The organism is Rheinheimera sp. (assembly GCF_965283995.1).
Lineage (GTDB): Bacteria > Pseudomonadota > Gammaproteobacteria > Enterobacterales > Alteromonadaceae > Pararheinheimera.
Genome location: NZ_CBDIQG010000001.1, coordinates 4218223 through 4230980, shown reverse-complemented (window position 1 = coordinate 4230980; position 12758 = coordinate 4218223). Strand labels below are relative to the sequence as shown.

At 55.0% G+C, this 12758-nt stretch carries 8 protein-coding genes; 1 reads left to right on the top strand and 7 read right to left on the bottom strand.

Features of this window, described 5'->3' with window-relative positions; genetic code table 11:
* Window positions 1-459: 459 nt before the first annotated feature.
* The 6 genes from ACQ66Q_RS18755 to ACQ66Q_RS18730 form a co-directional block, all read right to left on the bottom strand.
* Window positions 460-2355 (bottom strand): family 43 glycosylhydrolase, encoded by a 1896-nt coding sequence (locus tag ACQ66Q_RS18755; RefSeq protein ID WP_430458176.1) that lies wholly within the window; start codon window positions 2353-2355, stop codon window positions 460-462.
* A gap of 3 nt (window positions 2356-2358) precedes the next feature.
* A complete protein-coding gene (locus tag ACQ66Q_RS18750; protein WP_430458175.1) occupies window positions 2359-3429 on the bottom strand; it encodes an aldose epimerase family protein in 1071 nt (356 codons plus the stop codon).
* Window positions 3430-3914: 485 nt separating this feature from the next.
* Window positions 3915-4523, bottom strand: coding sequence for an HAD family hydrolase (locus tag ACQ66Q_RS18745; protein ID WP_430458174.1), 609 nt, complete (start codon window positions 4521-4523; stop codon window positions 3915-3917).
* 116 nt (window positions 4524-4639) lie between these two features.
* Window positions 4640-6136 carry an L-arabinose isomerase gene (gene araA / locus ACQ66Q_RS18740; RefSeq protein WP_377240517.1) on the bottom strand — a complete coding sequence of 499 codons (1497 nt, stop codon included), beginning with the start codon at window positions 6134-6136 and terminating at the stop codon, window positions 4640-4642.
* 28 nt (window positions 6137-6164) lie between these two features.
* Window positions 6165-6857: an L-ribulose-5-phosphate 4-epimerase gene (locus ACQ66Q_RS18735; protein ID WP_430458173.1), complete on the bottom strand. Its 693-nt coding sequence runs from the start codon at window positions 6855-6857 to the stop codon at window positions 6165-6167.
* On the bottom strand, window positions 6854-8536 hold the full coding sequence (locus ACQ66Q_RS18730) for a ribulokinase (protein ID WP_430458172.1): 1683 nt from the start codon (window positions 8534-8536) through the stop codon (window positions 6854-6856). The genes ACQ66Q_RS18735 and ACQ66Q_RS18730 overlap by 4 nt, the downstream gene beginning before the upstream one ends.
* Before the next feature lie 241 nt (window positions 8537-8777).
* Between ACQ66Q_RS18730 and tal the strand changes: the two genes are divergently transcribed.
* Window positions 8778-9725, top strand: coding sequence for a transaldolase (tal, locus tag ACQ66Q_RS18725; protein ID WP_430458171.1), 948 nt, complete (start codon window positions 8778-8780; stop codon window positions 9723-9725).
* Window positions 9726-10553: 828 nt separating this feature from the next.
* On the opposite strand, the gene tkt is transcribed toward tal, so the two are convergent.
* Complete coding sequence (gene tkt / locus ACQ66Q_RS18720) at window positions 10554-12563, bottom strand: transketolase (protein ID WP_430458170.1); 2010 nt, start codon at window positions 12561-12563, stop codon at window positions 10554-10556.
* Between the last annotated feature and the right edge of the window lie 195 nt (window positions 12564-12758).

Sequence of the window (12758 nt, the reverse complement as noted above, 5' to 3'; positions counted from 1 at the left end):
CCCGAATAGACGGGCGATGCTCCTCTGTCTGCGGTTTTCCACAGACATGAAAACTGCGGGTCTGAAATCGTGGGCCACACAGCGCTGCCTGTGCCAGTGAGACAGGCGAAGGAATACAAGGCCGGAGGACGTCAGGCACAGTTCGGTGTTGCGAACCACGCAAATGCAATATTGTATTACAATATTAATAAACTAAGATCTGGGTTGCTGTAAAGAGATCAAAGCGGGAATTTTTGCGGATGAATTGATGGGTGTCCTGGGAATTGATGGGTGTCCGAGAAATTGTGGGTATTTCCAGTACGGCGGCGCTTTGCTTGCCGATACCTACGATCTGCGGATGAATCGGTGGGTGTCCACGGAATTGGTATAGTGGGGTAGGTACGGCACGCGCCAGCGCCGCCGTACATAGATAAGACAAATGCAGACTGACACACTCCACTATCTCATGCTTTTTTAGGGTTATTTCACCGCCCGCAGATGGAAAATCTGACAAACACTGCCATTGGCAGGCGCTTGCGCCAGCGCGGTGCCATCGGCCAGGCCACAATGCGCCAGATCGACCACCAGCTTGCTGTAGCTGTTAGTCAGCACCACGCCACCGCCGGGCTGTGGCGTCAGTTGCCAACGGGCCGTTTTTGCATCACAGCTGCTTGGCGTGAGTACTGCGCCCGGCACTATCGCATCGCCTTGCACCGCCAGACAGGCTTCAGGGGTATGGCTTGATTTCAACAAAATACTGCCGTCAACCCCAGCACTGTCTTTGCGTTGGGGAGCCTGCACTGCCTGCCATTGCTGGCAAGATCCAGCACGCCAGCCTTGCTGCGTCACCCGATCTTTTGTTTCAGCACTACACCCCGCAGCACTCAAGACTTTACCAGACTGCTGGCTGGCCACAGCAAACACCGCGTCAGGAACCAGCTGCCAGGGTCCGCATTGGGTTTGCCCGCTACCACAACGCAGCTCGGCGGCATCAGCCTGATTCGTCAGCGTCAGCCAGCCGTCAGCGGCCGCTTTCAGTTGCCACTGCTGGCTTAATTCATCACGCCACGGCTGTAACTGCTGGCTACCAGGCTGTCGAACAGAACCCGCTCCCAACACTTTGCCTGTTGCTTGGTCCAGTAAACGCACGGCATCGGTCGCCATCGCATCCGGTTGCCAGCGGTTTGCCGTCGGACAAGCGCTGAGTGTGGTCTGGCCTTTGTCGTCAACAGACAAACATTGGCCGGAGTTTTTGTCGCGTAACTGGTACGCCAGCCCCTGCACTTTGCCCACGCGCGGGCCTTGTTCGCCGGAAGGCCGCGCCACCTGAACACCCGGTGCCAATGGTTTGCCAAACTGCGGGAAGCCTTGCTTATCCATGGCAAATTTCTGCGCCCGCAGCGAGCGGGTGGCGCCACAGCCCTGACTGGCTTTGTCGTTGCCGTGGTAAATCAGCCACTGCTCTTTGCCATCCGGTGATTTGAAAAAACCGTTATGCCCGGGCCCAAACACTTGCTCAGTCCGGCTAAACACCGGCTGGTCGTATTTTTTCCAATGTGCCGGGTTCAGCGCATCCTCGCCGACCAGCTCCAGCAAGCCGAGTTTATAGTCCGGCGTGTCACAAAAACTGGCAGAGTAAGTGACAAAAGTCCGGCCCTGATAGGTCAGTGCGGCAGCGCCTTCTGTGACTTTGCGCCCACTGGTCTCCCAGTCGAGCACAGGCCGGGTCAGCACCTGATGCGCTTTGCCAGCAGTTAAGGTCCAGGGATTATCCATCTGCGCCATCAGATTGAGCTGTTCGTCGCCCTGCCACTGCGAATACAGCAGGTAGAGTTTGCCGTTGTGTTGCAAATAACTGCCGTCGATGTTCCAGCTATCCGGCATCATCGCCGCTTTATATTGGTAAGGCCCCATCGGATCATCGCCGGCGCTTTCCAGCACGTTCAGATGCTGGTGATCTAAAGTGCCGTCTTGCCCGGCGGTATACATCAGGTACCAGCGATAACCATTCGGGCCTTTGAGCCGGTGAAATTCAAATGCCCAGAAATTGCAGCAGCGTTTTGGATCTGTATCTGACCAGACATACACCGGCGTCGCGGTCGCAAGGCCCGCCAGCGTCGGTGATTTACGCATCACCAGCTGCGAGGTCCAGGTCGTTGTCGTCAGATAATAGTTGCCGTCGAAATACTCCAGCCAGGGATCTGCGCCATTTTCAAACAGCGGATTGGTAAAAGCACCGGCAGCTGCTGCCGGTATGGTCGTTGCCGGACTGGTGCTGGCCGTATTGGTCTCGGCTTGCGCCAGTACTCCAAGCGCCGAGACGCCGAAACTGGTCGCCACCAACAAAGCACTCAGGGGCAGCAGTAAGTGTTTCATCCGTTACTCCTTCGTCGCTTGCGTGCTGAAACGATAGACAATCCGGCTCTGATAGGTTTGACCCGGCTCCAGCACTGTGGATGCAAAGCCTGGCTGGTTGGGCGCATCCGGGAAATGCTGCGGCTCTAAGCAAAACCCGCTGCGATGCCCGTAAGTCTGGCCCTTGCCTTTGAGCGTGCCATCCAGGAAATTACCGGAATAAAACTGCACTGCGATGTCGTCGGTCAGTACTTCCAGCACGCGGCCACTGTTGGGCTCAAACACCCGGCCCGCCAGGATCAGATGCTGGTCCGGGCTGTTTTTCAGCACAAAGTTATGGTCATAACCGAGGCCTAGTTTCAGCTGTGCATCTTCCGCAGCGATATCGCGGCCAATGGCTTTGGCGCTGCGAAAATCAAAGGGAGTGCCGGTAACGTCCTGCAACTGGCCGGTTGGAATTAAACCCGCACTGACCGGGGTGATCCGATCCGCCGGGATCATCAGCTCATGGCTGAGAATATCGCCGCCACCGGCCAAATTAAAATAACTATGCTGCGTCAGGTTCACCACAGTGGTTTTGTCGGTTGTCGCGACAAAGGTCATCTGCAACTCGTTGCTGTTGGTGAGCCGGTAAGTCACTTCAACGTTCAGATTGCCCGGATAGCCCTGATCCCCATCGGGGCTGAGCAGACTGAGTACCACGCCGACCGCATCTTCCTGCTGAAAGGTTTTCGCTTCCCAGAGCTTTTTATCAAACCCCTGCACACCGCCATGCAGATGATTCACACCATCATTGGTAGCCAGCTGATAGGTGGTACCGTTTAAAGCAAATTTGCCAGCGGCGATCCGGTTACCATAGCGGCCAATAATGGCACCAAAATATGGGTTGTTTTCGACATACTGCGCCAGGTTGTCGTACCCCAGCACGATATCTGCGAACTGGCCTTTTGCATCCGGCGTGACCAGGCGGGTAATGATGCCACCATAATTAGTCACATCGAGCGCAACACCATTGGCATTGGTTAACTTGTATAAACTGACTTCCCGGCCGTCCGCCAGTTGGCCAAAACTCTGATGTTGGATTGAAAGCGTCATAGCGGTAGTTCCGGCTAAAGTGGCGGTCGGGGTTGGGATTGCGGCGTTACCTGGCACAGGCGCCGGACTACAAGCCGTTAATTGCAGGCAGATACAGGCGCTATACAACAGCGGCCCTGGCGTCCATCGCTTGAAAATCTTCATCATCACACCTTGTCTGGTTCGTTTATTTTTGTATTGTAGTTTTATAATACAATTAACCAGTTCAGTACAAGGGGCTACAGCGTTTTATTCATCGACGGGCTAGGGCGTGTTGACGTTTGGTGTTTGTTTTTGCAGCAGTTTGGCAGCTTTTTATGCAAGGCAGTGCGAGAGCCGTGTAGTTATTCTACACAAACGAGCACTAACGCCGCAGAAAGAGCTGCCAAACGCTGCCCTGCGGGTTCGTTTGGTGGCGCTTTGGGCTTTGTCACTCGTTGCTCACATAGAATAACTATGCCACGCGCCTCGTTTCGCGCCCAAAACGCCACCAACTCGAACAAAACTTAATCACCAAACGTCAACACGCCCTTGCGCAGCAACATGCCGTTCTGCACCAGAATACAGTCCATACCTGCGGCGGCGGCGGCTTGTTGGCCAATCGCCGTATCCTCAAACACGACACAGTGCTCTGGCGCGACACCAAGCTGGGCCGCCACTGTTAAAAAGGTTTCGGGATGTGGTTTGCCAAAAGTAACATCAGTGGCCGTCACCACCGTATCGACCTGAGTCAGCAGACCGGTTTGCGCCAGCATTTTCAGGGCGTGAGCTCGGTCGGCCCCGGTGCCAATACCGATTTTTAACCGGCCACGATAATACTGCAGCACTTCGACTGTGGCCGGGATCAGCATTGGCACTTCATCGAGCTGCTCCCACAACTCGCGTTTGAGCCGCGCCACGGTTTCGACATCATGCGACAAGCCATATTTTTCATTCAGCAGCACCACGGTCTGATCAGTGGGTACGCCGCCAAGGCTATGCATATAGGCCGGATCAAACGGATAGCCATAGCGCTCACATGTCTGACGCCAGGCAATACCATGGCTGCCCATCGAATCGATTAAAGTGCCATCCATATCAAAAACGATGGCTTGATAAGCGGATAAATCCAGCATCGGTACTCCGGTCAAATGCGATCTTTGTTGAGGTCAAAAAGCGCTGCAGCGCCATAAAAAACAACAGGCCCGCAGGCCTGTTGTTTGTCTGAGAGCCGCGGCAATGCCGCAGACTATTACAGTCCTTGTTTCAGGAAATAATAAGCAGAGCTCTGCCGCAATTCGTTTTTCAGCTGACGGATATTAGTGGCATCATCGATGATCACCGTTTCCACGCCGGCCATTTCGGCAAAATCGACCACCATGTCCGTCGTCACCGCCTGGCTAAACACGGTATGGTGTGCGCCACCCGCGTGGATCCAGGCCGCAGCCGCCACGCTTAAGTTTGGCTTAGGTTCCCATAAAGCAGACGCCACTGGCAACTCTGGTGTGCCTGCCGGTGGCACAACGGTGTCCACTTCATTGATCAGAATACGGAAGCGGTTGCCTAAATCAATCGGCGAGACGTTAATCGCCGGGCCTGGCGCTGCACTAAACAGCAAACGGGCAACGTCACATTTCACGCCGATAGTATGGCGATGCACTTCCAGCCGTGGTTTGGCGGCAGCAATGGACGGGCATACTTCCAGCATATGCGCACCCAATACCTGGTCGCGGCTGCCAAAGTTATAGGTGTAGTCTTCCATAAAAGAACAACCACCGGCGCGGCCCTGCCCCATCACTTTCATGATGCGTACCATGGCCGAGGTTTTCCAGTCGCCTTCGGCGCCGTAACCATAACCCTGAGCCATCAGACGCTGCGTAGCTAGCCCCGGTAAACCGGTTAAACCCGCCAGGTTTTCAAAGCAGTTGGTAAAGGCTTTAAAACCGCCTTTTTCCAGGAAAGTGCGCATGCCCAGTTCGAGCCGCGCTTCGTTTTTCAGCATCTGCAGCGCGTAATCATCAGTAAATACGGCCGGCGCAATCTCATAATCCTGCCGGTACAAGTCGAGCTGGCTGATGATGTCACTGTCAGACACGGCGTCGACCACAGCCACCAAATCGGCCAGGCTGTAAGCATGCACTTCATAACCAAACTGAATTTGCGCTGCGACTTTGTCGCCTTCGGTCACGGCCACCTGACGCATATTGTCGCCAAAGCGGGCGATTTTCAGCGAGCGGCTTTCCGCCCAGCCCAGTGCAGCCCGGCACCAGTCGTCCAGTTCCTGCACCACGGTCGGATTTTGCCAGTGACCCACCACCACTTTGCGTTCTTTGCGCATCCGGGTGCCGATAAAGCCAAACTCACGGCAACCATGGGCGCTCTGGTGCGTGTTCATATAGTTCATGTTGATCTCAGCCCATGGCAGCTCGGCATTGAACTGAGTGTGTAAATGCAGGAACGGCTTGCGCAGCTCATTGAGGCCAGCGATCCACATTTTGGCCGGTGAGAAGGTGTGCATCCACAGCACCAGACCGACACAATCAGGATTGGCATTGGCTTGCTGGCACACGGCGAAAATCTCTTCCGGGCTTTTCACTGTTGGCTTGACGACCAACCGCACCGGCAGTTTGCCGCTTTGATTGAGGCCAGCGACGATAATTTCGCTATCCTGCGCCACGGTTTGCAGCACTTTAGGGCCATATAAATGTTGTGAACCGGTGACGAACCAGACTTCTTTGTTACTCATCATCTTCAAATTCCTCTTGGCTGCGGCCGGCTCAAGCCTGACCGTAATAAGCGTTTTTGCCGTGTTTACGGAAATAGTGTTTGTCCATCACCGAACGCGCTAACAGATCGCCCTGTGGCGCCAGCGTGCGGGTTAAAAAAGCCATCCGCGCAATTTCCTCGAGGATCACTGCGTGATAGACGGATTTCGCTGCATCTTTGCCCCAGGTAAAAGGCGCATGACCGGCGACAACCACCATCGGCGCCGCCAGCGGGTCCCGGTCGGCGAAGGCGCGCACGATTTGCACGCCGGTTTCTTCTTCGTAGTCGCGTGCCACTTGCTCCGCACTCATCTCAGCGGTACAAGGCACTTCGCCATAAACAAAATCGGCGTGGGTAGTGCCGAGGCACGGAATGGCTAACTTGGCCTGTGCCCAGGCGGTCGCATGGGTGGAATGGGTATGAGTCACGCCGCCAATCGTGGCGAAGTGGCGGTATAAATGGGTATGGGTTTTGGTATCAGAGGATGGCCGCAAAGTGCCTTCAACAATCTGATTATCCAAATCGACAATCACCATGTCATCGGCGCGCATGTCTTCATAAGCCACACCGCTGGGTTTAATGGCGATGACGCCTTTGGCACGGTCGACTTGCGACACATTGCCGAAGGTGTACATCACCAGTCCGCGTTTTTGCAGCTCTAAATTGGCCTCAAATACTTCGCGTTTTAATTCGGTATAGCTCATACAGCCCCCTGACTTTCCACGGCAACACTGGTATTCACAAAATCGCCAAGCTGCTGATATTGTTTGTATAAACGGTCATAAACTGCGGCATTGACTGCGTTAGGCTGATAGGTCTGACACACCGGTGAGGCCATGACGGCCTGCGCTGCTGCAACAGTAGGGAACACGCCGCCAGCCACTGCGGCAAAGATGGCAGCGCCCAACGCACAGCTTTGTTCACTGTCGAGCACGGCGATCTCGCAGTTCCAGACATCGGCACAAATCTGCATCACCAGTGGCGATTTTTTCGAGATGCCACCAATAACGACAATGGAATCGACCGGCACGCCCTGTTCACGGAAACGTTCGGTAATAGCGCGGGAACCGTAGGCGGTGGCCTCGACCAAAGCGCGGAACATGTGCGGCGCCTGGCTGCCCATTTTCAGGCCGCTAATGGCCATGGCCACCCGTTGGCTGGCATCCGGCGTACGCCGGCCATTGACCCAGTCCAGCGCGGTGATGCCGGTTTGTCCCGGCGTCAGCTTGGCAGCTTCCAGCGACAAAGCCGGAATGATCTGCGCCTGCAAGGCTTCCAGTGCCGCAGGGGTCAGAGATTGACCTAACAATTGCAGCGGAAAACTCAGCAGGTCGCGAAACCATGCATATAAATCACCAAAAGCCGATTGCCCTGCTTCGAGGCCAATCATGCCGGGCAGCACTGAGCCGTCGACCTGACCGCAGATCCCGCGTACCGGCTTGTCGGCCAGCAGCTCTGGGCTTGCCACCGTAATATCGCAGGTGGACGTCCCCATCACTTTGGTCAGCACGCCAGGCCGCACATTGGCGGCGACCGCGCCCATATGGCAGTCAAAGGCGCCATAACCGATGGCGATGCCACGGGGCAAATCGAGGCGCTGCGCCCACTCCGCACATAAACGGCCGGCCGTTTGATCGGAAGTACGGGTGTCAGCGTTCAGCCGGGTAGCGAAACCGTCCAGCACAGGGTCAATGCCGGTGAAAAATGCATTGGGCGGAAAACCACCCCAGCGTTGATGCCACATCATTTTGTGGCCGGTGGCACAGCGCCCCATGACAAAATCAGCGGGAGCTGTGGTATCGGTCAGCACTGCCGTGATCCAGTCGCAGTGCTCAACAAAGCTATAAGCCGCAGCCCGCACAGCAGCGTCCTGGCGTAACACGTGCAGCGCTTTGGCCCAGTACCATTCGGATGAATAAATACCGCCGATAAACTGCAGATAATTCGGTCCGGCACCGCGAGCAGCATAATCATTCGCCGCCGCAGTAATTTCTGCTGCTTCGGCGACGGCAGTGTGATCTTTCCACAGCACAAACATCGCATTTGGGTTTTGCGCGAATTCCGGCAATAACGCCAGCGGTACCCCGGCACTATTAATAGCGACCGGCGTAGATCCGGTCGTATCCACACTGAGACCCACCACTTTACTGCTGCTGCCGGCCGGCACTTGTTGCCATAAGGCCTGCAACACCTGCTCAAGACTATCCAGATAATCCTGCGGATGCTGACGGAACTGGTCACGGCCCGGTTCACAATACAAGCCCTGACTCCAGCGCGGGTAATGCACCACAGCGCTTGCCAATTCGCGGCCGCTGCTGGTATCCACCAGCAAAGCCCGGACCGAGTCCGAGCCATAATCAATCCCAATTACATAAAGCGACATAAGTACCTTTCTCTGTCAGCATCGACATCACACATCATTAATTGTATGATAATATCACCATTTAATGACTGTAAAGATCATATAAAAATATATTTTGATTTTCACTGATGTTTTTTCGTTATGACTTAGCAAATATAAGGTGTGCAGCATTGAAATCAGCGTCATCCCATGCAGGAGTAGCGCTCAAACACAGAGTTTTCAGGCCGTTTTGCCACAATTAAATATGATAAATGAGGAAGTTATGTCAGACCAATTGAGCCAGTTAAAGCAGTTCACCACTGTCGTCGCCGATACCGGTGACTTTGCCGCCATTCAGCTGTATCAGCCACAAGACGCCACGACCAACCCATCGCTGATCCTGAAAACAATTGAACAGGCGCAATACCGCCATCTGGCGGCGGAAGCCTTACAGTGGGCCGCAACAACGACCGACGGCGATGCACGCATCACACTGGCAGCGGACAAACTGGCGGTGCTGATTGGCCAGCAGCTGATGGCACAGGTACCGGGTTATGTGTCCACTGAAGTCGATGCACGCCTGTCTTTTGATACGATGGCGACCATTGAAAAAGCGCATCAACTGCTGGAGCTGTATCAGGCACAAGGCTCAGATACCAGCCGGGTGCTGATTAAAATTGCCGCCACCTGGGAAGGGATCCAGGCAGCGCGCGTTTTGGAGCAGCAAGGCGTACGCTGCAACCTGACGCTGATTTTTAGCTTTGCTCAGGCACGCGCCTGCGCCGAAGCCGGCAGTTATCTGATTTCGCCTTTTGTTGGCCGGATCCTCGATTGGTACAAAAAGCAGCAACCGGCGCAAGATTTCAGTGGCGACCAAGATCCCGGTGTGCAGTTTGTCCGCCGCGTTTACCACTATTTTAAAACCCATCGTTACCCCACCATCGTGATGGGCGCGAGTTTTCGCAATAGCGAGGAGATCCGCCAGCTGGCCGGCTGCGATCGGTTGACGATAAGCCCAGCCCTGCTACAGGAACTCGCCGACAGCACAGGCCCAGTGCCGCGCCGGTTACATGCCGAGGTCCCGGCTGAAGAGACTCCGTCGACCTTGACTGAAGCGCAATTCCGTTGGCAAATGCTGGAAGACCAAATGGCCAGCGACAAACTACAGGAAGGCATCCGCCAGTTCGCCGCCGACCAGCAGAAACTGGAGGATATTCTGCGGGGGATTTGACGCTACGCTTGGCTTTGTCGCTACGCAGGCTTTGCCCTGCGGGCGGCTTTGCTCTACGTACTCATTTTTGCTTGCAGCCGCTAGATCGCCTAGCAAAGATTTCACCTGACGGTGAGGTACTTATTGCTGACGCTGATTCTTTACCCTGCGGTCGGCACTTGGTTTATTTTGCGTTTTTACATTCGCGGTGAGACCGTCTAGCAAAGATGTCACCTGACGGTGAGTTCCTTTCTTTTGTCTTGCCAAAAGAAAGGAACCAAAGAAAAGGCGTTACCCGATTCCGCTCGAAATCCCGTCTGAAAAATCGCTGTCCAAGGCGAAAATGTAACTCGCACGGCGCTAGCGTCGCCGTGCTCAGACACCCATTTTCTTAAAACCTTGGCCAACGATTTTCAGCCGGCTCGCTTCAACGGGGGGAAGGTTTTGAAGATGGTGTCGATGAAACAAACTAAAGCAGAATGCTGCAGTAGTTGGCTTTGCTTTTAATTGTCTTTCGTCCAAAACAAAAACAACTAAGAGAACCAATTCCCCGTTGAAGCGAGCCGATGCAAATCAATAGTTTGAGGTTTTAATCGTGCGACGACCGGCCGGGAGTGTTTGAGTGCGGCGACGGTAGTCGTGTGACGCCCAACCGCGCGAGTTGTCCCAGCGCCTCAAACTTTTGATTTTCAGCGGGCTTTCGAGCGGAGCCGAGGTCGGTTTTTCTTTGGTTACTTTCTTTTGCTGAAACAAAAGGAAGTGACTCACCGTCAGGTGAAATCTCTGATAGGCGGACTAGCGGCAGCAGGAAAAAATGATTCCCAAACCGCCGCCCGCCAGGGCAAGATGCTAGACCAGCAACTGCTGCGCAGCAGCCACAATATTCTCCACGCTAAAGCCAAAATGCTGCATCAGCGCCGGGCCTGGTGCTGATTCACCGAAGCTGCGCATGCCGATGATGGCGCCGTCGCGGCCGGTGTATTTGTACCAATAATCCTGATGCGCTGCTTCAATCGCCAGGATTTTGCTGCCTGCCGGCAACACCGTGGCCTGATAAGCAGCATCCTGAGCATCGAACACATCGGTGCTTGGCATCGACACCAGTCTTACCGCCGTCCCCGCTGCAGCCAATTGCTGATAAGCCTGTAACGCCAGCCCTACTTCGGCGCCGGTCGCCAGCAGAATTAATGCCGGAACTGCCTGTTCACCGCTCTGCGCCACCACATAAGCGCCGCGGCGGATCAAACCGACATCCAAATCTTTCGGCACCACCGCCTCGGTATTTTGCCGGCTGAATACCAGCGCAGTCGGGCCATGCTTGCGTTCGAGCGCATGTTGCCAGGCCACAGCAGTTTCGGTGGCATCGGCCGGCCGCCAGGTTGATAAGTTCGGCGTCAATCTGAGGTTAGGGACTTGCTCGACCGGTTGGTGCGTCGGTCCATCCTCACCCTGCGCAATCGAATCGTGGGTATAAACAAAAATACTCTGGATCCCCATCAGCGCCGCCATCCGCACAGCATTGCGGCCATATTCCATAAACATCAGGAAAGTGCCGCCAAAAGGCACGAAACCACCATGCAGCGCCACACCGTTCATGATGCTGTTCATACCGAATTCGCGTACACCGTAATGTAGATAGTTGCCGTCGGCATGTTGATGCAGCGCTTTGGCTGCAGGCCATAAAGTCAGGTTGGAACCGGCTAAATCGGCCGAACCGCCGAGAATTTCCGGCATCATCCCGGCAAACACGCCAATACTATTTTGCGACGCTTTGCGAGTCGCCATCGTCTGTGCCTGCTGCTGACAATCGAGGATATGGCCGCGTGCAACGTCGGCAAACTGCGGCGGTAACTGCCGATCCATTACGCGGCGGCTGAACTCTGCGGCCAGCTGCGGGAAGCGGCCCTGATAGTCCTGCCATAGCTGTTGCCAGACTTGTTGCTTGGCGACGCCTTTGGCACGCTGATCCCAAGCAGCGGCGATCTCGGCCGGGATCTCAAACGCTGGCCAGGGCCAACCGAGTTGGGCGCGCACTGCGGCGACTTCGGCCTCGCCTAAAGGGGCGCCGTGACAATCATGACTGCCGGCTTTGTTCGGCGAACCAAAGCCAATCACCGTTTTGCAGCAAATCAGTGTCGGTTGATCGGGATTGGCCTGCGCCTGACGGATCGCTTCCGCAATGGCCGCTGCGTCATGGCCGTCAACCGCAGAGATCACCTGCCAGCCATAAGCCGCAAACCGCTGTGGCGTGTTGTCGGTAAACCAGCCGTCGACATGCCCGTCAATCGAAATGCCGTTGTCATCCCAAAACGCAATGAGTTTCCCCAGCTTCAGCGTGCCGGCGAGTGAGCAGGCCTCATGCGACACCCCTTCCATCAGGCAACCGTCGCCGAGGAAGCAATATGTAAAGTGATCGATCAGTGCAAAACCGGGCTGATTAAACTGTGCAGCCAGCGTCTTTTCCGCAACGGCCATACCAACCGCATTAGCGATCCCGGCGCCCAGCGGGCCTGTGGTCGTTTCAACGCCCGGTGTATAGCCATATTCCGGATGGCCCGGAGTTTTCGAATGCAACTGGCGAAACCGTTTCAATTCGCTCATCGGCAGGTCATAGCCGGTCAGATGCAACAGCGCATACAGCAACATAGAGCCATGACCGTTCGATAGCACAAAACGGTCGCGATCCGGCCACGACGGGTCATGCGGGTTGTGTTTTAACACGTCACGCCACAGCACTGTGGCAATATCGGCCATGCCCATTGGCGCGCCTGGGTGGCCTGATTTAGCCTGTTGTACTGCATCCACGGCCAGTACGCGGATTGTGTTCGCCAGCTGCTGTGGCGATGTTGTTGCATGCATGATGTCACCCATTGTTAGCACTTCACATTATTAATATTGTAATACAATATAAGATTGCAACGACAAAAGAAAGCCTCCGACAGCCATAACAAGTGATACAAATGCTAATCGAAGACGTTACGTCTTCAGCTAGGCAGCTCAGCCAGCTTTTTGCGAAAAAATCGAAACAATATCATAGGTTTTTCATCAGTTTTA